This window comes from Heyndrickxia sp. FSL K6-6286, from assembly GCF_038630395.1.
GTDB classification, from domain to species: Bacteria; Bacillota; Bacilli; order Bacillales; family Bacillaceae_C; genus Heyndrickxia; species Heyndrickxia oleronia.
Genome location: NZ_CP152029.1, coordinates 3,251,379 through 3,274,760 on the forward strand (window position 1 = coordinate 3,251,379; position 23,382 = coordinate 3,274,760).

The following is a 23,382-nucleotide window of genomic DNA, read 5'->3' on the forward strand; positions in this document are numbered from 1 at the left end:
TTATTTCCAGCTCCTTCCTATGAGTTCTGATATATGAGAAATTCCTAATTCATCTAATTTCTCCGGAAGCTCCTTAATTAATTTTGGACATATTAAGGGATCGATAAAATTTGCTGTTCCTATAGCCACTGCACTTGCCCCTGCGTAAAAAAATTCAATGATGTCTTCAACCGATTGAATACCACCCATACCTATAATCGGAATTGACACTCTTTGACTTACTTCATAAATCATTCGTATGGCTACAGGCTTAATTGCTGGTCCAGATAACCCACCTGTCCGATTAGCCAAAATAGGTTTTGCAGTTCGTATATCAATATTCATTCCTAAGAGTGTATTGATCATTGTTAATCCATCCGCTCCGGCTTCTTCTACTGCCTTAGCCATATCAACAATATTACTAACATTTGGTGACAACTTAACATAAACAGGAACATCGGAAACAGCTTTAACTTTCTTTGTTAAATCTTTTGCAACTTCTGGAATGGTTCCAAATGCGATTCCTCCTGTTTTCACATTTGGACAAGAAATATTTAATTCCAATGCCTTCACATTCGGAGCTTTGGAAATCGCTTCTGCAACTTCTACATAATCCTCTACTTGAGAACCCGCTACATTGGCGATAATTGGAACATCATATTGTTCAAGCCAAGGTAATTCATTTTCCAAAACAGATAGAAGTCCTGGATTTTGTAACCCAATGGCATTTAACATTCCAGCTGGCGTTTCCGCTACACGCGGCGTTGGATTGCCAAATCTAGCTTCTGCAGTTGTCGCTTTAATCATGATTGAGCCTAGTTGACTTAGATCATAAAATTGACTATATTCTTTCCCAAAACCAAAGCATCCTGATGCAGGCATTACCGGATTCTTTAATGATAATCCTGGCAAATCTATATTTAAACGATTCATATGATCACCTCTCCAATACGGAAAACAGGTCCATCACTACAAACTTTACGATATTTTGTTCCCGTTGAATCATCTACTAAATGACAAACACACGCTAAACAGGCACCAATCCCACAGCCCATTCTCTTTTCTAAAGATATATAGCCTTCAACCTCTGGATACATATTTTCCAATGCTTTCAACATTGGCGTGGGACCACATGAATAAAAACAATCGAATTGGATATTTTCATTTTCTAACACATTTGTAACAAAACCTTTAGTTCCCAATGTGCCATCGACAGTTGCAATATATGTATCTCCTAATTGTGTAAATTCATCGTAATAGAATGCTTTAGTTGCTGTCTCGTGCCCTAGAATATGTATAACCTCTACACCTTTTGCAACTAGCTGTTTTGATAGTTCGTAAAGGGGAGGAACACCAATTCCTCCACCCACTAAAAGTGCCCGTTCTCCTTTTTTTCTTTCCATAGGAAATCCATTTCCTAATGGTCCAAGCACATCGATTGTTTCTCCGGATCTTTTTTGAGATAAAATTTGTGTACCTTTACCATCCGCTCGATAAATCATCGTAAATCGATTGTTTTCCGCATCTATGCTTGCAATACTAATTGGTCTTCTTAGTAATGGATCCATTGTATCATTGATGCGTAGATGGACAAATTGACCTGGTTGATTCATCTCGCTAACGAGAGCTCCTTCTAGTACTAATTCAAATATATTTGTTGCAATTACCTTTTGGGATACTATTTTCATATTCTCTTGTTTAATCATTGTAGGACCACATCTTTTCGATTTTGACTTGTTGGCATTGCTTCTGATGAAAAATTAATGGATTCTAATACTCTTAGAATGGCTTCAGCAGTGTCTAAAGATGTTAAACAAGGAATATTGTTTTCAACTGCCGCTCTTCGAATTCGAAATCCATCTCTTTCTGGCTGTTTCCCTTTTGTTAATGTATTAATAATGATTTGGACTTTTCCATTTCGGATCATATCTAACAGAGTTACACCCACAGATCCAATTTTATCGATAATTTCAACGTTTAATCCTTCTGTTTGTAAAATTTTTGCCGTACCTTTCGTTGCCATAAGAGTAAATCCGATCGCATCAAAACGCTTAGCAAGTTGGATAGCTTCATGTTTGTCCTTATCTGCCACAGTAAAAAGGACAGTTCCATAATTGTGTATCTTCATGCCTGAAGCTATAAATCCTTTGTAAAGTGCTTTTTCAATTGTACGATCCTTCCCCATTACCTCACCTGTAGATTTCATTTCAGGGCCTAAAGTAATATCCACACTTCTAAGTTTGGCAAAAGAGAAAACAGGTACCTTTACAAACACCCCTTCTTTCTCCTCAACCAATCCTGTTTCAAAACCTAGATCAGTTAATTTAAAGCCTAGAATCACTTTTGTTGCAACATTCGCCATTGGAATATTTGTAATTTTACTTAAGAATGGTACCGTTCTACTTGAACGTGGATTAACTTCAATAACATATAATTCATCGTTTGAAATGACATATTGTATATTTAAAAGACCGATAATATTAAGTCCTTTTGCAAGCCTTGTCGTATAATCCACAATTCTATCTTTCATCTGTTTTGAGATACTTTGGGTAGGATATACAGCAATTGAATCTCCAGAATGAACTCCAGCACGTTCGATATGCTCCATAATTCCAGGAATGATAATATTCTCTCCATCCGAAATGGCATCTACTTCGACTTCTTTTCCTACTAGATATCGATCAATAAGGACAGGATGTTCTGGATTCACTTGTACAGCATGTTGCATATAGTAAAATAATTCTTTTTCTTGATAGACAATTTCCATTGCACGACCACCGAGTACATAAGATGGACGAACAAGCACTGGATAACCTATATCCTTTGCAATGGTTATTGCTTCTTCAACTGAAAATGCTGTTTTGCCAAGTGGTTGACGGATATTTAATTGTTGTAAAGCCTGCTCGAATTTATCACGATTTTCTGCACGATCTAAGCTTTCTAATGATGTACCGAGAATTTTCACCCCTCTTTCCACTAAGCTTTGTGCAAGATTTATCGCTGTTTGACCTCCAAATTGAACCACGACACCTTCGGGCTTTTCTAAATCGATAATATGCATGACATCTTCGATTGTTAGAGGTTCGAAGTATAGCTTATCTGAAATACTAAAATCTGTGGAAACTGTTTCAGGATTGCTATTAATGATGATCGCTTCATAACCAGCTTCTTGTATCGCCCAAACAGAATGGACTGTTGCATAATCAAATTCTACTCCCTGTCCTATTCGAATAGGACCTGAGCCTAGAACGATGACACTTTTCTTATTTGTAACAACCGATTCATTTTCCTCCTCATAGGTTCCATAAAAATAAGGAGTTTCTGATTCAAATTCTGCCGCACATGTGTCAACCATTTTATATACGGGAAGTAAACGGTTTTTCTTTCTCCAATTATAAACCGTTTGTTCTTCCGTTTTCCAAAGCTCAGCTAGCTTAATATCTGAAAAACCTAATTTTTTTGCTTCTGTAGCAATTTCAAGATCAAAGGGATGATTGATTAATCGTTTCTCATACTGAATAATTTTCTGGATTTTATGTAAAAAGAAAAGATCAATTTTGCTCCATTCATGTATAGTTTCGATGGAAGTACCTCTACGAATCGCTTCGCTTATATAGAGAATTCTTTCATCCCCAGCTTTTCTTATCCTTTTTTCAATGATTTCATCACTGTAATTGTCTGCACCCAATAGATCTAAATGATGTATATTACTCTCTAAGGATCGAACGGCCTTTAATAATGACTCTTCCAGTGTACGCCCTATTGCCATGACCTCACCGGTTGCTTTCATTTGTGTGCCTAATCGACGGTTAGCAGATTCAAATTTATCAAATGGCCAACGAGGTATCTTTGTTACAATATAATCAAGTGCAGGCTCAAAACATGCATATGTCTTTCCAGTTACCGGATTCATCATTTCATCTAAACTCAATCCAATTGCAATTTTAGCTGCAAGCTTGGCAATTGGATAGCCTGTAGCCTTTGAGGCTAATGCAGAGGAACGACTAACTCGAGGATTCACCTCAATAATATAGTAGTTAAAGCTATACGGATCAAGGGCAAGCTGAACATTACATCCACCTTCAATTCCTAGTGCACGAATGATTTTCAAGGAAACATTCCGAAGTAAGTGATATTCTCTATCGCTTAATGTTTGACTAGGTGCAACTACAATGGAATCACCTGTATGTATACCAACTGGATCAATATTTTCCATATTGCACACAACAATAGCATTGTTTCTTGAATCTCGCATCACTTCATATTCAATTTCTTTGTAGCCAGCAATACTTTTTTCTAGTAAGCATTGGTGAACTGGACTGTTTTTTAGTCCACTTGTGACTATTTCAATTAACTCTTCCTCGCTTTCACAAATTCCACCACCTGTACCACCTAATGTATACGCAGGACGAACGATGACTGGATAACCGATCCTTTCTACAAACTCCACAGCCTCATCCAAACTATGGACGATTGCACTTTCCGGTACTGGCTCATTTAATTCTTTCATCAGCTTCCGAAATTCATCACGGTCTTCCGCTTGTTTAATAGCTGATAATTTCGTACCTAATACTTCTACATTACACTCTTTTAATACCCCTGCTTGTGCGAGTTCCATCGCCATATTTAATCCTGTCTGACCACCTAATGTAGGCAGAATCGCATCAGGTCTTTCTTTTCGTATGATTCGAGTAACAAACTCTAATGTAATGGGCTCAATATAAACAATATCTGCAATTTCGGTATCAGTCATAATCGTTGCCGGATTAGAATTCACAAGTATGACACGATATCCTTCCTCTTTCAATGCTAAGCAAGCCTGTGTCCCTGCATAATCAAATTCTGCCGCTTGACCAATAATGATGGGCCCAGATCCAATTACTAAGATACTCTTTATATCCGTACGTTTAGGCATGCTGCTTCACCGTTCCTTTCCATTTCTCAATAGATAATAAAAATTGATCAAATAAGAAATTCGTATCTTCTGGTCCTGGTGCTGCTTCTGGATGATACTGAACAGTAAATGCTGGATACAATTCATGTTCGAGACCTTCAATTGTACTATCATTTAAATTGACTTGAGTGACTTTTAAGTGTGTCGAATGAATAGATTCTTCGCTAACCGCATATCCATGGTTTTGTGATGTGAAATATATCCTACCCGTTTTCAAATCTTTAATTGGATGATTTGCACCTCGATGGCCAAATTTTAATTTATATGTATCTGCCCCATTTGCTAATGCAAATAATTGATGACCTAAACAAATCCCGAAAATGGGACATTCCCCTAATAAGCCTTGTATCATTGCAACACCTTCTGGAACATCCTTTGGATCTCCAGGACCATTAGATAACATGACTCCATCTGGCTTTAATGCAAGAATTTCCTCCGCATTTGTGTTATATGGAACAACTGTAACGTCACAATTTCTTTTATTCAACTCTCGTAAAATCCCATGTTTAGAGCCGAAATCTACTAATACTACATGATGTCCTCTACCTGGACTTGGATATGGTTTTTTAGTCGATACCTGTTCAACCTGATTATTGGGTGTGTTATCTTCTAGTAATTGTTTGATTATTTCATTAGGATTTACAGTATCAGCGCAAATTGCCCCTTTTAACGTCCCGTGTTTACGTATAATTCTTGTTAATTTCCTCGTATCCACCCCAGAAATACCGGGGATATTTTTTATTTTTAAAAATTCATCTAAACTCATATCATTTCGCCAATTTGATGGAAAATCTGCAGCTTCCTTCACAATCAACCCTTTAATTGCTGGTTGAATTGACTCGTAATCATCACGATTTATCCCATAGTTACCAACAAGTGGATAGGTTAATGTAACAATTTGACCACAGTAGGATGGATCAGTAATCGTTTCCTGATAGCCTGTCATTCCGGTTGTAAATACGATTTCACCAAATGTCGTTTCATTACTCCCAAATGCTTGACCGATCATCACGGTACCATCCTCTAATATGAGTTGTCTTTTCATTACTGTGCACCTCCGACATTCCATTTCAATTTTCCATCTACAAAGGTTGCAATAGGCCACCCTTTACAATTCCATCCCGAAAATGGTGTATTCTTTCCTTTGGATTTAAATTCTAAATGGTTAATCTCTTCTTTTTGCTCTAGATTGATTACAGTAATATCCGCTGTTGCGCCGACCTCAAGTTTCCCGGATGTAAGTTGGAACGCCCTAGCAGGTGCGATTGTCAACCAATCAATTAATTGTTTTAATGTAAAAATGCCTTTTTCAACGAAATGAGTATAAAGTAATGGAAATGCTGTTTCTAACCCAACAATACCAAATGGTGCATGTTCCATTCCTTTTCCCTTCTCCTCACTTGTATGAGGTGCATGATCTGTCGCAATGAAATCAATTGTTCCATCTAATAAGCCTTCTATTAAAGCTTCACGATCTTCTTTACTACGAAGAGGTGGGTTCATTTTATAATTAGTATCGATACCAGGAATATCTTCTTCACATAAAAGTAAGTGATGTGGGGTTACTTCTGCAGTAACATTGATCCCTGCTTTTTTTGCATCTCGCACTACTCGTACAGATTCCTTTGTACTTATATGACATACATGATAATGACAACCTGTTGCTTCAGCGAGTAGAATGTCTCTGGCTATATGTACAGATTCACATACCGAAGGAATACCAGGTACGCCATATTTCTTTGAAAACTCACCCTCTTGAACAGCTCCTCCGTATATAAGAGAATTATCTTCACAATGTGCTACGACTGCCATATTAATAGCTGCTGCACGTTTCATAGCTTCAAACATCATTCCAGCTGTTTGAATACCTACTCCATCATCAGTAAAAGCAAACGCGCCTTTTTCTTTTAAACCAGAAAAATTCGTTAGTTCCTCCCCTAGTTGACCTATTGTAATAGATGCATAAGGTAATACTTTTACATGACCTGATTCGTTTATTCTGTTCATCAACCATTCCATTTGTTCAGGTGTGTCAGGAACTGGCTTCGTATTTGGCATACAAGCCACCGTTGTATACCCTCCTTTAGCTGCTGCCATTGTCCCAGTTTCTATTGTTTCTTTATGTTCCCCACCTGGTTCCCTTAAATGAATATGTAAGTCGATAAAGCCTGGCGCAATTAAGCAACCATTTGCTTCATAAATGTTCTCTCCATTTACTTCTAAATTAGTCCCCATTTCTTTTATTACGCCATCTTGTACTCGAATATCCACAAATACTTCCTTATTGTTCTCATCTAAGATATATCCGTTTTTAATTATGTAATTCATGTAAACAACCCCTTAATGAATGTTCTACTGCTCGCTTTAATACAGCCATCCTAATATATACACCGTTTTCCATTTGCTTAAAGATTCTAGATTTCTTACATTCTACTAATTCATCTGCAATTTCAACATTTCTATTGATTGGTGCTGGATGCATAATAATGCTCCCATTTTTCATCCTATTCACACGTTCTACAGTTAAGCCATATTGGTCATGATATTGTTCTGCAGAGTAAAAGGATTTACCTTGATGTCTTTCATGCTGAATCCGTAACAGCATCACTACATCTGCGTGTTCTATTGCTTGATTAATAGGAGCATAGTTCCCTAAAGAGAATGAATGATCAAACCATTCTGGTGGACCGGAGAATGTTACATTCGCGCCTAGTTTAGTTAATGCTTCCATATTCGAACGAGCTACACGACTATGAGATATATCTCCAATAATCGTAATATTTAATCCCTTAAACGTTCCAAACTCCTGTTTAATTGTGAATAAATCTAAAAGTGATTGGGTAGGATGCTGTCCACAACCGTCACCGCCATTTATGATAGGGATCCTTATATTTGGAATTAGCTCTCGATAGTAATGATCTTGATTATGACGAATAACGGCTAAGTCAACCCCTATCGCTTCTAATGTTTTAACAGTATCGTATAATGTCTCACCTTTATGAAGACTCGATGTATTCGTTTCAAAAGGAATAATCTCCATCCCTAATTTTCTTTCTGCCATTTCAAAGCTACACTTTGTTCTTGTACTTGGCTCAAAAAATAGATTTACGGAATACATTTTTTGCGGTGTAGTCCATGTATTTCCCTTCCAAAACCACTCGGCATCCTGCAAAATTTCGTTAATATCTTCATTTGTTAAATCTGACATTGTTAATAGGTGACACATCGATAAGTCCTCCTTTTTATACACACACAAGTTGTTTTTCTACACGATTAAATAAAATTTAAATTTTAAATATCGAAACAAATAAGCAGCTAATTCTTATAAATTGAGTGCGTAAAAAAACACCCTACCAAATAGGTGGGTGTTTTTTTAAATATGTCTTCATTAATCAGTATAAATGGACATATTTAATATAACACCCTTGTAAGCCTCTCTGGACTTTTCTTAAAAGGTGATCTCCTTTTTACTTTTCTACTTCTCCAAATAAATCTAACTCTTCATCTTCCTTTGGACGTCCTGGCAATACAAGATTGAGTATGACTCCTAGAATAGCTGCTAATGCCATTCCTGAAAGTTCAAATTTATCTGTAAACCTGATGAACGCACCTCCTATACCTATAACAAGGATGACAGATGAAATCAGTAGATTACGATTATCAGCAAAATCGATTTTGTGTTCAACAAGCATTCTTAACCCACTCGCTGCAATCGTTCCAAATAAGACAATAGATACTCCTCCCATTACTGCTGTTGGTATAGAGCTCAGTAAGGCACTAATCTTTCCAATGAAGCTAAATGCTAGTGCAAAAACACCTGCACCACCAATTACATACACACTGTATGCCCGTGTGATGGCTAAAACACCAATGTTTTCACCATATGTGGTTGTAGGTGGTCCACCAATGAGTGAAGCAATAATGATTGATACTCCATCACCAAGTAAGGAGCTGTCCAATCCAGGGTCTGCAACTAAATCTTTATTTACCACTTTACCTAATACGATTTGATGGCCAATATGTTCAGACAAGGTTACGATGGCAACCGGTACGACAAGCATTACGACTTCCCAAGAAAATTTTGGCTCATATGACACAAACGGAATAACAAAATCAGGTAATGCTATCCACTTTGCTTGGATAACTCCCGAAAAATCAACCAATCCAGCAAAAATTGAGACAATATATCCGCCAACAATCCCGATCAGGATAGGAATTAGTTTTAGGAATCCGCGGAAGTAGGTGGAACTAATCACAATGAATGCAATCGTACATAATGCAACAACGATATGCTTAGTACTATAGACAAGATCTTGTGATGCTGCACCAGGATTTTCATACATTGCCATGCCAACTGCTGTTCCTGCCAAGCCTAATCCAATGACGATTATAACTGGTGCCACTACTATAGGAGGCAAGAGTCTCATTAACCATCGATAACCTAATTTATTTATAAGCAAAGCGACCAAACCGTATATGATTCCAGCGAAGAAGGTTCCCAACATGGCTGCTCCTGGACCACCTAATGCCTTAGCACTAATTAGGGGGGCAATAAAAGCGAAGGAAGATCCTAAATAAGCAGGAACCTTACCTCTAGTAATAAGAATATATGCTAAAGTTCCTAGTCCGCTTGAAGCAAGTGCAACTGCTGGACTCAAGTGGACTAGAAGCGGAACTAAAACAGTTGATCCAAACATCGCAAACAAATGTTGAATACTTAAACTAATCCATTGTGTTTTATTTGGTTTATCATGTATATCTAGTACGATATCTGGATTTCTCCCCATAAGATTCAATCTCCCTTACATTAAGTTTTCCTATAATTTGTGCTTCAGTCAAAATAAAAACCCTCTTTATAGCAAGAAGCTACAAAGAGGGCTAGACAACCTATCGAACAACATAATGGTTCAATAGAAAGTTTCCACCTTTGTCAGCCTCTCTGGACTGCTTTTAAAAGGTTTTTATTTAGTTTTCATAAATACTTACTTGATCTAATTCATCTACTTCCTCAAGGGCTACAACAATTCTTTCACTGCTTGAGGTTGGTATATTCTTACCGATGAAATCTGCACGTATTGGAAGTTCACGGTGACCTCGATCAACTAATACAGCTAGCTGAATTTGGGAGGGTCTGCCAATATCCATCAATGCATCCATTCCAGCACGGACAGTTCTTCCAGTATATAATACATCATCTACCAAAATGACTTTACGATTATTAATTTCACTAGGAATATGGGAACCCTTTACTTCAGGCTCAGCATCTTCATTTTTTTTCGATAAATCATCACGATATAATGTGATATCTAAAACCCCTACATCAATAGGACGGCCTTCAATTTGTTCAATTCTTTCTGCTAAACGCTCTGCGATATGAATACCTCTTGTCTTAATTCCTACTAAAATGCAGTCTTGTATCCCTTTATTGCGCTCAATAATTTCATGAGCTATACGAGTAAGTGCTCTTCTAATTGCTTGCTGATCAAGAACGATAGCTTTTTGAGACAATTTTTCCACCTCACAAATTAAAAACCCTCTCACCTTGTCGGCGAGAGGGTCTACGAATTTACAATTGAATCAACTATCCGTTTCCTTCCCAGCCTCACAGGACTGTATTAAAGGGGATATTAAGTTATTAATAGATTAATACTAGATAACTAATTTGTCAACCTTATCTTTTTAGCTCGATTAACAGTTTTTCAAATTCCTCTGGTAATGGGGCCTCAAATTCAATATATTGTTTCGTCCGAGGATGAATGAACCCTAGGATACCTGCGTGCAATGCTTGCCCACCGATTGACAATGTTTTTCTAGGACCATATTTAGGATCACCAACTAATGGGAAACCTATATATTTCATATGGACACGTATTTGATGAGTACGTCCTGTTTCTAATTCACATTCAATAAATGTATATTGATTGAATCGTTCTAATACACGAAAATGGGTCACAGCTTGTTTTCCATTATCAACTACAGTCATTCTTTGACGATCATTTGGGTCACGTCCAATAGGTGCATCAATTGTTCCATAATCATGAGGGACATTTCCGTGAACGATGGCGAAATATTTACGTGTCACTGATTTATCGACTAATTGATTAACCAGTCCTTCATGTGCCATATCATTTTTAGCCACCATTAATAATCCTGATGTATCTTTATCAATTCGATGTACAATACCAGGTCTTAACACTCCATTAATACCCGATAGATCCTTACAATGTGCCATCAAGCCATTAACTAGTGTACCTGTTAAATGTCCTGGTGCTGGATGAACAACCATTCCTTTTGGTTTATTTACAACGAGTACATCCCCATCCTCATAGTAAATGTCTAAATTCATTTCTTCTGCCTGAACATCAAGGATCTCTGGTTCAGGGATATCAATGACAATTTGATCATTAGTCGTGCATTTATAATTTGCTTTAATTTGTTTTCCATTTACTTTAACATGTCCATCTTTAATCCATTGCTGAACTTGTGAACGGGACCATTCTGCATTCAAAGTGGAAATAATCTTGTCGATACGTTCGTTATTCTCACTTTCAAGAATGATGTGTTCCATTTTTCCCATATGTTTTCTCCTTTGATTTACGCTCTTCTATAAGCATTTGAATAAGTAGTAGAATCACACCAATCGTTAGGCTTGCATCTGCAATATTGAAAATTGGAAAATCAATAATTCTGGCATAAAGAAAATCCACTACTTCTTGGCGAATTAATCGATCAATAAAATTCCCAATTGCCCCCCCTAACATAAAGGCAAGACTGATTCCTAATAAGGGTTTTCCTTTTGCATATTTATAAAGATAATAAATAATTCCACCAACAACAATGATGGTAATCAAATAAAACAGCCACATTTGGCCTTCTAAAATCCCCCATGCTGCACCTCGATTTCGATGTGAGGTAATGGAAAATACATCTTCAATAATATTAATACTTTCTCCTATTTCCATATTTTTAACGACCAACATTTTTGTTATTTGGTCTAATGCAATTACAAATAAAGCCAGTATGTAATAAATCACAAAGGATACCCCCGTATCTACTTTTTCATTATAATTATATAGTTTTACGTTTCTTCTTTTGAATTGTAGCATACAGGGGGATTTTAGAAAAGTTTAAGATGTACTCAACTATAAGGTATGGATATTTTCCCATATGACCATAGTTGATTCCATTCATCTGAGGATTTCAATGTAGGTATTGTTTCCAGCCATTCTTTCGGGATTGGATCACCACTGTGCTCACACTTTCCATAATTACCTTTATTCCATTTAGAAAGGGCTGTATGAATATCTTTTAATTCTTCATTAATCATGTCTTTAATTAATTCGTCCTTTGTCTCATATGCACTTAATTCAGCTTTTAGATCATGAAGTAAATAAAATAATTGATCATCATTGCGGCACATTGATATTCCCTCCTTTAATGAATTATTGTTAGTTTACCCGAATCTTGAAAATGATGATGGAGTAAGTCTTTCATGTAGTTACATAAAATAGAAAACCCTCGAAGATTTACCTTCAAGGGTTTTTTAGCAATTATTTTATTGAACATTTTCATAAGATTCTTTAACAACTGAAGCACAACGCTGACATAATGTTGGATGATTCTCGTCCTTACCTATTTCAGTTGTTACAATCCAGCAGCGTTCACATGTCTCACCTTCAGCTTTTTCAACAACAATTGCTGCATGTTCAAGTTTTACAGCATTTTCAGGAGCATCAGCGATCGCTCCACCTACCTCAAATCCAGAAACAATAAATAATTGCTTCATGTTTTCAGAAATGGAATCTAATAATTGTTTCATTTCATCATTCACATATACAGTGATTTTTGCAGTTAATGATTTTCCAATAACTTTTTCATTACGTGCTTCTTCTAGTGCCTTTAGAACATCATCCCGTAATTTTAAGAAATTTTCCCATTTTAATTCTAATTCCTTAGCATTTGGAATTTCAACATATTCAGGCATATTAGTAAGCTGAACACTAACTTCTTCAATGCCAGGGATATAGCCCCAAACTTCATCAGCCGTATGCGGAAGAATCGGTGTTAAGAGCTTAGTTAAAGTTGTTAAGCATTCATATAGAACGGTTTGCATTGCCCGACGTTCTTCATTATCTTTTGCTTCAATATATAATACATCTTTTGCAAAGTCTAAATAAAATGAACTTAAATCTAGAGTACAGAAATTATTCACATTATGGTAGATCGTTGAATATTCATAACCTTCATAAGCATTTCGAACTTGTTTAATTAAATTATTTAATTTCACAAGCATAAATTGATCCACTTCACGAAGGTCCTCATACTTAACTTTATCAGTTGCAGGATCAAAGTCTGATAAATTTCCTAATAAGAATCGGAACGTATTTCGAATCTTACGATATACTTCTGATACTTGTTTCAAAATAGCATCGGATACACGAACATCTGCTTGATAGTCAACAGATGCTACCCATAAACGAATGATATCTGCTCCTAGTTGATTGACTACCTTTCCAGGCAAGATCACATTTCCTAATGACTTACTCATCTTTCTGCCTTCACCATCAAGGACGAAGCCATGGCTTAGAACACCTTTATATGGTGCTTGACCTGAAACTGCAACAGAAGTAGTTAATGATGAATTAAACCATCCACGGTACTGATCAGATCCTTCAAGATAAAGATCTGCAGGACGCTGAAGATCATCACGTTCAACTAGTACACCTTGATGGGATGAACCTGAATCGAACCATACATCCATAATATCTGTTTCTTTTGTAAATTCCCCATTTGGACTACTTGGGTGTGTGAATCCCTCAGGCAATAGATCCTTTGCTTCACGTTCAAACCAAATATTTGACCCATGCTCACGGAATAAATTAGAGATATGCTCGATTGTTTCATCAGTGATGATCGGGTCACCATTTTCCCCATAAAATACCGGGATTGGTACACCCCACGCACGTTGTCTTGAAATACACCAATCGCCACGGTCACGGACCATATTAAATAGGCGTGTTTCACCCCAAGTTGGTACCCATTTTACTTCCTTTATAGCTTGTAAAAGTTCTTCACGGAACTTATCAATAGATGCAAACCATTGCGCAGTAGCTCGGAAGATAACAGGTTTCTTCGTTCTCCAATCATGCGGATATGAGTGTGTGAAGAAGTTTAATTTAAGTAATGCACCAGCTTCCTCCAACTTCTCTGTAATCGGCTTATTTGCTTTATCATAGAATAATCCTTCAAAGCCAGGTGCCTCAGAAGTTAAAACACCTTTATCATCAACTGGACATAAAACATCTAACCCATATTTTTTACCTACAAGGAAATCATCTTCCCCATGACCTGGAGCTGTATGAACACATCCAGTACCAGATTCTGTAGTAACATGGTCACCTAAAATTACTAATGAATCTCGATCATATAATGGATGTTTAGCTACTACATATTCTAGCTCTTTTCCTGTAACTGTTTGAACAATTTCAGGGGATTCCCATTCTAAAACTTCAGAAACCGTTTCTAGTAATGCTTTCGCAATTACATATTTTTCGTTATTAACGCTTACTACTACATAGTCAATTTCCGGATTTACAGCAATTCCTAAATTGGCCGGAATTGTCCATGGTGTCGTCGTCCAAATAATAATCTTTGTATTAGCTTCTAATACACCTTTTCCATCTTTTACTTCAAAGGCAACATAGATAGATGGAGATTTAATATCTTTATATTCAATTTCTGCTTCGGCTAAAGCTGATTCACTAGAAGGAGACCAGTAAACAGGTTTCATTCCTTTATAAATATATCCTTTTTTAGCCATCTCACCAAAAACCTTAATTTGTTGTGCTTCATATTCAGGCTTTAAAGTGATATATGGATTTTCCCAATCACCACGTACACCTAAACGTTTAAATGCTTCACGTTGATTATCAACTTGTTGATAGGCATATTCCTCACAAAGTTTACGGAATTCGGCAACAGACATTTCCTTACGTTTGACACCTTTGTTCGTTAACGCTTGTTCAATTGGCAAACCATGTGTATCCCAGCCAGGAACATAAGGAGCATTGAATCCTGTCATTGATTTATATCGAACGATAAAATCTTTTAATGTTTTATTTAATGCATGCCCCATATGAAGATCGCCATTAGCATATGGAGGTCCATCATGAAGGACAAATAATGGTCTACCTTTTGTATGCTCTTGCACCTTTTCGTAGATATTAAGTTCCTTCCATTTTTCTTGAATTTCCGGTTCGCGTTTAGGAAGGTTTCCTCGCATTGGAAATTCTGTTTTTGGCATTAATAACGTATCTTTATAATCCATGTTACTTCCTCCTTGATATCATAGGGACCAACAATTTGAAAAATCCCGAATTCACTATACACATCATTGCCTATTTAGAACTATTCTATAGGCTTTTTCTTACTTTTGTATGGATATGTTTAAACAACAAAAAAACCTTCACATCCCTGTAAAGGGACGAGAAGGTTTTCCCGCGGTACCACCCTAGTAGATAATCATAGATTATCCGCCTCTTAGCATTCGTATCGTGAATGATTCGCTATTATCTACTGACCATAAAGGTGTTCAATTCAAGAACTCTAGGGTGATGTTCCAATTATTTGCTTATACCAAGCTTTCACTATCCTTGGTTCGCTTTATATAATAAGACCTGTAAATAATTGTACTGTCCCTGTCATCGTTTAAAATATTAGTTTTATAAATTATATGTGAAATAATTTCATTTCGTCAAGATTATTTCATTTCTTCTTCAAGATTTAATTCTGTAGCATCAATTTCAAATTCCATTAAATGGTCCCAATCATCATTTTTTAACAAATCTAATTGAGCTTCGATTAACATCTTAAATCTTGTACGGAATACCTTTGATTGCTTTTTCAATTCTTCAATTTCTAAAGCAATTTTTCTAGCTTTTGACAATGCTTCATTTACAATTCTATCTGCATTTTTCTCAGCTTCTCTAATAATTAACTTCGATTCCTTTTGCGCATTGCCACGAACTTCCTCAGCCGCTTCTTGGGCAACAACTATGGATTTATGCAGTGTTTCCTCTATGTTGGTAAAATGTCCTAAGCGTTCATTAAGAGAGTTTAACGTTTCTTCCAACTCTTTTTTCTCACGAATGATAATTTCATAATCCTTAATAATTTGGTCGAGGAATTCATTTACTTCGTCCTCATCGTACCCTCGAAAACCTCTACTAAATTCTTTATTATGTATATCCAATGGTGTTAAAGGCATTCTGCCACCTCCACAATGTATTCAAATTTAATCTTTAATAACTTTATGATTAAGTCCTATAAACAAGACCAGAAAACATTTTTATCTATATTCAATAGATATCAAGGCGCTTGCCTTTAGCTTCAACGCTAGCCCCTGAAAGTAAAAAACTTCAAGTTAAGACGGTTGAACTCCTAACTCTATTATACCGATATTCGACAGTTTGTGGGGATTTTCCTGCAACTTTTTCAAATTATTTCAACACACCAGCTTTTATTCGCCATTTTTCTTTTTTGGTCTTCCCGTCAAATGAAAGCAGCTTACACCTTCCATGTCCTCTTGCAGACAATACGTCCCCTTCTTCACAAATAAAAGCTGATTGTTCCACAATTCGCCAATTTATTTTCACCAAACCATGGGCTATAAGCGTTTGGGCTTTTTGTCTAGAAATATTGTATACAGAAGATAGAACTGCATCCAAACGTAGTGAACTCACTGTCGTTTGAATTTCTTGCCAAACTTCCCCAGTTGAAATTGCATCACTTAACGGGATTTCTAGAAGTTGAATGGATGTTTTACCGATTTGTCGGAACTCAAGCTTAATATAATCCAATAATTCTTTTGCTATAAAAAACTGTATACGCTCATTTTGGCATAAAATATCTCCAAACTTTTCTCGTTTTAATCCAATAGACATAAGCGTCCCCAACACCTGTCGATGCGTCAATGTAACAAATTTGGATGGATATTTTACTTCTAGTAAAGCAATTTGGTAATCTTCAGGCGATGGGGAATAGTAATCTGGATATAGGAGAACTCTGTTTCGCTCACAATCAGAATTCCCACCAAAAATCCCGTATTTCACACTTTGTTCATTGCCAATGATTGACTTCAGAATATGTATTTGCCGAGGATCTAAAAAATCAACTAACTTAGGTGCATAACGATCTTCGACAAACTGTTTCCATTGAATGACTTGATCAATAAAATCTTTTTCCTCTGATCTAAAATGTTGATATATATTATCCATAAATACCTCTTATACTTATTGATTACTATAGAAAAAGAAGACTGTTTTCGTATAGTTTGTTGGTTGTGTAAAAGCCAAACAACCGACTTTTACACTCAATAAAGGAATCCAGCGATTCATATGGAGTTTGCAGCTCTTTTCTCTGTGAAAAGGAGGGTGTAACGCTCTTGAGTTGATGATTTTTCGTTAAAACTTTACTTAATATCAACAATGTTTGAGAAAAGAGCCAAAAAGAAAAAGGTAGTATGATTACTACCTAGATGGTCCAATAATAAATCTGGCTAAGTCCATAGCTAGCTAATCTTAATACGATAATAGCTACAATTGGAGAAATATCAATCATTCCAATAGGTGGAATAAACCGTCTAAATTGTTCTAAATAGGGTTCACAAATTCGGCCAAAAATTTGTCCAATAGAAGATTGTTGAGCATTAAACCATGACATAAAAATATAAATAATAATAATATACGAGTAAATTTTAATTGCTTCTAATAAAATAGTTACTATTAATGCCATTCCTTTTAAGACCACCTCGAATCAAATTCACTATGTTGAATTAAATCGGAAATATTCCCTGATACTTCTACATTATCTGGAGTGCATAAGAATATATCCGTCCCAATTCTTTGGATATCTCCACCAATTGCATAAACTGTACCACTTAAGAAATCTATAATTCTTTTGGCTTGATCATGCTCAATTCTTTGCAAATTAACAACGACAGCTCGTCTATTTTTTAAATGATCTGCAATATCTTGAGCTTCTGCATAAACCCTTGGTTCAAATAAAATCACTTTAGAAGATGAAGACTTTTGAACACTTTGGAGGCTCACTACATTTTGCCTCTGATTAGCAGGTTTTGTATATTGTTCCCGCTCTGGCTCACTATCCATCTTTTCTTCTTCTGTATATTCATATTCATCATCTAATAAAAAAAATGATTTCAACTTTGTTTTTATCCCCATGTTCACACCTCCTATAAGATGACCTGCTTATTTCATCCTTCATCGCCAACTAATGACGTACCAATTCGAATATATGTAGCACCTTCTTCAATTGCTATTGTATAGTCATTAGACATTCCCATTGATAATTCATTACATGGTGCATAATCAAGCTGTAATTCTTGAATTTTCACTTGAAGTTCTTTCAATCCACGAAAACTTTGACGAATGATTTCTACATTTTCAGTCAAAGGTGCCATTGTCATTAAACCAATCACTTTAATGTTTTCTAAATCTTTTAAATCATGTATAAAATTTACCACATTCTCCGGACTAATGCCATGCTTAGATTCTTCCCCTGATACATTAACCTGTACAAAGCAAGATATTTGCTTATTGGCACGCTTATTTATTTCTTCAGCTAAAGAAAGTCGGTCTAGAGAATGAATAAAAGATACTTTATCAATAATATTTTTGACTTTTCTAGTTTGCAAAGAGCCTATGAAATGCCAAACTGCATCGTTTCCTATTGTTTCCCATTTATTTAATAGACCTTCATCACGATTTTCCCCCAAATTTTTAACCCCTGCCTGAAGTGCTTCCTGTGCACGTTCAGTAGTCACATATTTCGTAACTGCAATAAGTTTAATTTCTTCGGAGTTTCTATTAGATCTTTCACATGCTGCTTTAATTTTTTCATTAATGATTGAAAGATTTTCAACCACTTTCATTTAAATATCTCCTTTCAAACCAATAAAACTAAGCATTCTTCCTGTTTTTCCATGATCACGTCGATGAGAAAAAAATTCTTGATGATCACAACTCGTACAATAATTAGTGAGTTCAATATTTTCCAATTTAACTCCTGATTTTAAAAGAATCATTTGATTTAATTTTTTTAAATCTAAATGATATTGTCCATCCGATATTTCTTGGTATGGACAATCATCTTCTACCCAAGTATTTACTTTCTCAATCACTCGATCATCGACGATATAACAATTTTTGCAAATAGATGGACCAATTACCACGTTAATTTCTTCTGGTTTAATTCCTTCCTGATTCCATTTATCAACCATTTCTTTGGCGATCCCATTTACTGTTCCTTTCCAGCCTGCATGAGCTACGCCAATAATATGATGATTTGGCGCGTAAAAGAATAAGGGCACACAATCAGCAAAACAAAGAGTGAGAAGAATATCTTCTTCACCTGTATATAGTCCATCAGTTCGTTGGATACTACTTGAATAATCAAGTGCTCCTTTTCCAGCATCAGCATGATCCACTTTTGCAATATATGTATCGTGTGTTTGCTCGGCTCCTATCCAATGATCAAGAGTAAATCCAAGCTTCTTGGAAAGTAGTTTCCGGTTTGATTGTACACTCTTTTGGTCATCACCTACATGAAACCCAAAATTTAATGAGGCAAACTGTTTTTCACTTTGGCCGCCTAGCTTTGTTGTAAATCCAGCAATTAGCCGGGAATTTATCTGATTCCAATTTTCAATGATAAAAAACTCTTTCTCTTTTTTTTGGAAAGGTTCGCTCATAATCGTAACTCCTAATAAGGTTCTTAACCTTAGATTCTTTTTTATAGTTTATCACAGATTACGTTTTGGTTCATTCAAAAACTGTAAATCAAATCACTTGTAAAAGAAGAGATTGTGACAGATAAAGAGGAATTGAAGTGGATAATGTGTCTCAAGATCGGTGTTTGAGACACATAAAGAAGAATTGAGGAGAAAAATGTGTCTCAGGCCCAGTGCTTGAGACAGGTAAATGGGCTGAGAACTAAAAAATGTGTCTCAAGAACAGGGATTGAGACACATAAATGGGCTAAGAACTAAAAAATGTGTCTCGAGACCAGTGCTTGTGACACATAATAGGACTGAAAACTGAATAATGTGTCTCAGGACTAGTGCCTGAGACAGATAAACAGTCAGAGAAGAGGATAATCTGTCTCAAACCCAATCATTGATTATTTCGGTTCTGATAATTGTTGTTGCATGTAATTTTGATCACGAAATCTAACAAGAATGACGTCCGCGCCAATTTTTACAATATTACTCCATGGTATAATAAATTCCTCCTCTTTCCCGAAGAAACCTAGTATTTTCCCAGAACCTCCAACGATAATACTTTCTATTTTTCCTGTATCTAGATTAATATCAATATCACCCACATTTCCTAATTTTCGGCCATCAGAAATACTCACCACATCTTTAACTTGGAATTCTGATATTCTCACCAAATTTACCACTCCTTAAAAATCATTCCAATCAATGATATTACATGTATATGCTTTAGTTGATTTTTTTAGGAATGGCTTTAGTTGATCTTGCCAAAAGAATAAAATAGCTTTCATTAAAATAATGTAGGACAAGTACCCCGCTAAAAACGGGATACTTGTCCTACTATTGGATATTCTTATTCATTTGTTTAATGGCAGCCTTTTCTAAACGTGATACTTGAGCTTGGGAAATACCAATTTCTTCAGCAACTTCCATTTGCGTTTTCCCTTGAAAAAATCGTTTTCTAATAATGAGTTTTTCTCGGTCATTTAACCTGCGCAACCCTTCTTGTAAAGCAATTTCTTCCACCCAATTCGTATCACGATTTTTTTCATCACCTAGCTGATCCATTACATAAATAGGGTCTCCCCCATCATTATAGATAGGTTCGAATAAGGATACTGGATCTTGTATTGCATCAAGAGCAAATACAATTTCCTCGTGTGGTACTTCCAATACCTTTGCTATTTCTTCTGCTGTGGGCTCCCTCGATGTTTTACTCATAAGTTTTTCTCGTACTTGTAGCGCTTTATAAGCAATATCTCGTAGTGACCTTGAGACACGGATTGGATTATTGTCACGTAAATATCTACGTATTTCTCCAATAATCATTGGCACCGCATAAGTAGAAAATCTCACATTTTGACTTAAATCAAAATTATCAATTGATTTCATTAGTCCAATACATCCTACCTGAAAAAGATCATCTACATACTCACCACGGTTATTAAAACGCTGAATAACACTTAATACAAGTCTTAAATTACCGTTTACAAGCTTCTCTCTTGCATATAAATCTCCTTCATGCATTTTTTTTAACAATTCTCTCATCTCTTCGTTTTTTAACACAGGAAGCTTTGATGTATCGACCCCACAAATTTCAACTTTATTTCGCTTCAAGTCTTTTCCCCCCCTTATAGGAGCTGCTGTTCAAAATTAAGTATCTCCTTGGGTGGGAAATTTATGCATGAAATGAAATTTGTGATAGATGGTTAAATCCTCTAATTACTGATAGAAATAGCGTTTTAAAAAAATATTTTTTTAAACCATTTTATTAAATTCTTTTTTTAATCGTTTAATGATTCTTTTTTCCAACCTTGATATATATGACTGTGAAATACCTAACATATCTGCTACATCTTTTTGTGTTTTCTCCTCTCCCCCGAGTAGACCAAATCTGAGCTCCATGATTTGCTTTTCACGTGGAGATAATTGGTGCAGAGCATTAAATAATAACTTTTTATCCACATTTGCTTCGATGTCTTTTGTAATAATATCCTCTTCGGTACCAAGAACATCTGATAATAACAATTCATTCCCATCCCAATCAATGTTTAATGGCTCATCAAAGGAAACTTCTGATCGAATTTTATTATTTCTCCGCAAATACATTAAAATTTCATTTTCGATACATCTTGATGCATATGTAGCTAACTTTATTTTCTTTTCGGGGTTAAAGGTATTTACTGCTTTTATTAATCCAATTGTTCCGATACTAATTAAATCCTCAATATTAATACCTGTATTTTCAAATTTTCGGGCAATGTATACAACTAATCTTAAATTTCTTTCAATAAGCAAAGATCGTGCAGCCATATCACCTTTTGGCAGCTTTTCTAATAAAACTTCCTCCTCTTCTTTTGTCAAGGGTGGTGGCAATGCTTCACTTCCACCAATATAATAGATCTCATCTGTTTTTAACCCCAATTTTAAAAGTACTTTGTACCAATAATAAGATAATTTTATTTTTAATTTTTTCATCTCATGTCCTCCTTCTAAATAGATAATCTTAGGAGTATAGTTATAGTAAACAATTGAATTTACCTTTTTTCGTTTAGGCAAGAGCTACAAACTTCTAAGAACCAATAAAGCCTAGTTGGAATAGCAGGCAGCAGGGCTTATACAAAAGCAACAAACAATATGAAAGCAGCCCGCGTTTAAGATACTGATTTTATTGAGATTCCTGTTAACATTTTGGGATGAACGATGCATTGGAATACATCTTCACTTGATAAGGCATGATTTGAAAATGATATTAACGCTTTTTGTACATTCCAGCTTTCATGATCTTTTTGAATTATCATTTGATCGGGTTTATACGCAAGCAAAAGTTGATTTCCTTTACTAACAGTCTTTGCAGGTATGAATCGAACTCTTTCACTCCATTCGGAAGGTAATTCCGTTTTCCCTTGCAAAAAATTCTCTGAATGCTCTGTAGCCTCTATAATTTCCGTAGGAAGCTGATTTCTAAATGATTGGGTTGAGATGATCATTACAGGCTGCCTTGATAATGGATCGTAAAGCTGGTTTCCACTATCTATAAGACCTTTCACTTGAATAGAAACTCCATTTATCTCGACCATGACATCTACTAATTGATCAAATTGAATGGTCGTTATTTCAAATGTTTCAATCCTTTTCTTAGAGAAATACCACGCAATTGGAATGCCAAATAGTATGAACAGCCAACTAATCGGATCACCGAATCCTCTAACTGATGCTAATAAAACTGAACTTTGCAATTGAAAATCAAATTGAATAAAATAATGAACTCCGATTAAAATGCCACCAGTTAAGAAAGTAACAAAATAAAAGGTAAGAACATTGGATATAAAATATTTAAAGCGTTTATAACCAAAAACTGTAAAGACCATTACGAAGGAAAAAAGTAATTTGATGAATGGGTTTCCTGCATAAGCTGATAACGGAGTCAGACTCATAACAATTAGTAAAGATCCGATTAAACCTCCAAGTAAAAGCTTCCATTTTGATATTGGACGTTTCATTATAATGGCAGTTATCCAGAGTAGCATCACGTCTACAATGAAGTTTAAAAGCCATATCACGTCCATATAGACGACCAAACCTATCCCCCCAATTGCTATGTTTTTTATTCATACCAGCTTTTCTTAATGGTATCGTACATACCTGTTTGAAG

General features: G+C 35.7%; 22 protein-coding genes and 1 other annotated feature. All 22 genes read right to left on the minus strand.

The genetic code is table 11. From position 1 onward, the window contains the following. On the minus strand, nucleotides 1–912 hold the full coding sequence (locus MHI39_RS16395) for a dihydroorotate dehydrogenase (RefSeq protein ID WP_342539762.1): 912 nt from the start codon (nucleotides 910–912) through the stop codon (nucleotides 1–3). Then, nucleotides 909–1,685, minus strand: coding sequence for a dihydroorotate dehydrogenase electron transfer subunit (locus MHI39_RS16400; RefSeq protein ID WP_342539764.1), 777 nt, complete (start codon nucleotides 1,683–1,685; stop codon nucleotides 909–911). Before MHI39_RS16400 ends, MHI39_RS16395 begins: the two co-directional genes overlap by 4 nt. Next, nucleotides 1,682–4,894 (minus strand): carbamoyl-phosphate synthase large subunit, encoded by a 3,213-nt coding sequence (carB, locus tag MHI39_RS16405; RefSeq protein ID WP_342539766.1) that lies wholly within the window; start codon nucleotides 4,892–4,894, stop codon nucleotides 1,682–1,684. The genes MHI39_RS16400 and carB overlap by 4 nt, the downstream gene beginning before the upstream one ends. Further along, nucleotides 4,887–5,978 (minus strand): carbamoyl phosphate synthase small subunit, encoded by a 1,092-nt coding sequence (locus MHI39_RS16410; RefSeq protein WP_342539768.1) that lies wholly within the window; start codon nucleotides 5,976–5,978, stop codon nucleotides 4,887–4,889. The genes carB and MHI39_RS16410 overlap by 8 nt, the downstream gene beginning before the upstream one ends. Beyond that, nucleotides 5,978–7,261, minus strand: coding sequence for a dihydroorotase (locus tag MHI39_RS16415; protein ID WP_342539769.1), 1,284 nt, complete (start codon nucleotides 7,259–7,261; stop codon nucleotides 5,978–5,980). Before MHI39_RS16415 ends, MHI39_RS16410 begins: the two co-directional genes overlap by 1 nt. Beyond that, nucleotides 7,245–8,159 (minus strand): aspartate carbamoyltransferase catalytic subunit, encoded by a 915-nt coding sequence (locus MHI39_RS16420; RefSeq protein ID WP_342539770.1) that lies wholly within the window; start codon nucleotides 8,157–8,159, stop codon nucleotides 7,245–7,247. Before MHI39_RS16420 ends, MHI39_RS16415 begins: the two co-directional genes overlap by 17 nt. A 241-nt stretch (nucleotides 8,160–8,400) precedes the next feature. Beyond that, complete coding sequence (locus tag MHI39_RS16425; protein ID WP_078109727.1) at nucleotides 8,401–9,720, minus strand: solute carrier family 23 protein; 1,320 nt, start codon at nucleotides 9,718–9,720, stop codon at nucleotides 8,401–8,403. A 178-nt stretch (nucleotides 9,721–9,898) separates the two neighbouring features. Next, entirely contained in the window at nucleotides 9,899–10,441 is a 543-nt protein-coding gene (gene pyrR / locus MHI39_RS16430; protein ID WP_058002580.1) for a bifunctional pyr operon transcriptional regulator/uracil phosphoribosyltransferase PyrR, read from the minus strand. Between the two features lie 163 nt (nucleotides 10,442–10,604). Further along, nucleotides 10,605–11,510, minus strand: a complete 906-nt coding sequence (locus MHI39_RS16435; RefSeq protein ID WP_058002579.1) for an RluA family pseudouridine synthase — start codon at nucleotides 11,508–11,510, stop codon at nucleotides 10,605–10,607. Beyond that, a complete protein-coding gene (gene lspA / locus MHI39_RS16440; RefSeq protein ID WP_058002578.1) occupies nucleotides 11,482–11,967 on the minus strand; it encodes a signal peptidase II in 486 nt (161 codons plus the stop codon). The genes MHI39_RS16435 and lspA overlap by 29 nt, the downstream gene beginning before the upstream one ends. Nucleotides 11,968–12,071: 104 nt before the next feature. Beyond that, complete coding sequence (locus MHI39_RS16445; protein ID WP_058002577.1) at nucleotides 12,072–12,353, minus strand: hypothetical protein; 282 nt, start codon at nucleotides 12,351–12,353, stop codon at nucleotides 12,072–12,074. Between the two features lie 135 nt (nucleotides 12,354–12,488). Then, nucleotides 12,489–15,260 carry an isoleucine--tRNA ligase gene (gene ileS / locus MHI39_RS16450; protein WP_342539774.1) on the minus strand — a complete coding sequence of 924 codons (2,772 nt, stop codon included), beginning with the start codon at nucleotides 15,258–15,260 and terminating at the stop codon, nucleotides 12,489–12,491. Nucleotides 15,261–15,409: 149 nt separating this feature from the next. Continuing rightward, nucleotides 15,410–15,646: a binding site (T-box leader), on the minus strand. A 46-nt stretch (nucleotides 15,647–15,692) separates the two neighbouring features. Next, on the minus strand, nucleotides 15,693–16,199 hold the full coding sequence (locus MHI39_RS16455) for a DivIVA domain-containing protein (RefSeq protein WP_058002575.1): 507 nt from the start codon (nucleotides 16,197–16,199) through the stop codon (nucleotides 15,693–15,695). Nucleotides 16,200–16,431: 232 nt separating this feature from the next. Further along, nucleotides 16,432–17,208, minus strand: coding sequence for an RNA-binding protein (locus MHI39_RS16460; protein ID WP_078109729.1), 777 nt, complete (start codon nucleotides 17,206–17,208; stop codon nucleotides 16,432–16,434). Between the two features lie 256 nt (nucleotides 17,209–17,464). Continuing rightward, complete coding sequence (locus tag MHI39_RS16465; protein WP_071976636.1) at nucleotides 17,465–17,725, minus strand: YggT family protein; 261 nt, start codon at nucleotides 17,723–17,725, stop codon at nucleotides 17,465–17,467. Between the two features lie 5 nt (nucleotides 17,726–17,730). Further along, nucleotides 17,731–18,174 (minus strand): cell division protein SepF, encoded by a 444-nt coding sequence (locus tag MHI39_RS16470; protein WP_058002572.1) that lies wholly within the window; start codon nucleotides 18,172–18,174, stop codon nucleotides 17,731–17,733. 32 nt (nucleotides 18,175–18,206) lie between these two features. After that, nucleotides 18,207–18,884, minus strand: coding sequence for a YggS family pyridoxal phosphate-dependent enzyme (locus MHI39_RS16475; RefSeq protein WP_078109730.1), 678 nt, complete (start codon nucleotides 18,882–18,884; stop codon nucleotides 18,207–18,209). Next, complete coding sequence (gene pgeF / locus MHI39_RS16480; RefSeq protein ID WP_071976634.1) at nucleotides 18,885–19,703, minus strand: peptidoglycan editing factor PgeF; 819 nt, start codon at nucleotides 19,701–19,703, stop codon at nucleotides 18,885–18,887. It abuts the gene before it with no gap. A 428-nt stretch (nucleotides 19,704–20,131) separates the two neighbouring features. After that, nucleotides 20,132–20,404 (minus strand): YlmC/YmxH family sporulation protein, encoded by a 273-nt coding sequence (locus MHI39_RS16485; RefSeq protein ID WP_058002569.1) that lies wholly within the window; start codon nucleotides 20,402–20,404, stop codon nucleotides 20,132–20,134. A gap of 163 nt (nucleotides 20,405–20,567) precedes the next feature. Further along, a complete protein-coding gene (gene sigG / locus MHI39_RS16490; RefSeq protein WP_071976633.1) occupies nucleotides 20,568–21,344 on the minus strand; it encodes an RNA polymerase sporulation sigma factor SigG in 777 nt (258 codons plus the stop codon). 141 nt (nucleotides 21,345–21,485) lie between these two features. Further along, nucleotides 21,486–22,205, minus strand: a complete 720-nt coding sequence (gene sigE / locus MHI39_RS16495) for an RNA polymerase sporulation sigma factor SigE (protein ID WP_058002567.1) — start codon at nucleotides 22,203–22,205, stop codon at nucleotides 21,486–21,488. Nucleotides 22,206–22,381: 176 nt separating this feature from the next. Continuing rightward, a complete protein-coding gene (spoIIGA, locus tag MHI39_RS16500; RefSeq protein ID WP_071976632.1) occupies nucleotides 22,382–23,308 on the minus strand; it encodes a sigma-E processing peptidase SpoIIGA in 927 nt (308 codons plus the stop codon). Nucleotides 23,309–23,382: the final 74 nt, after the last annotated feature.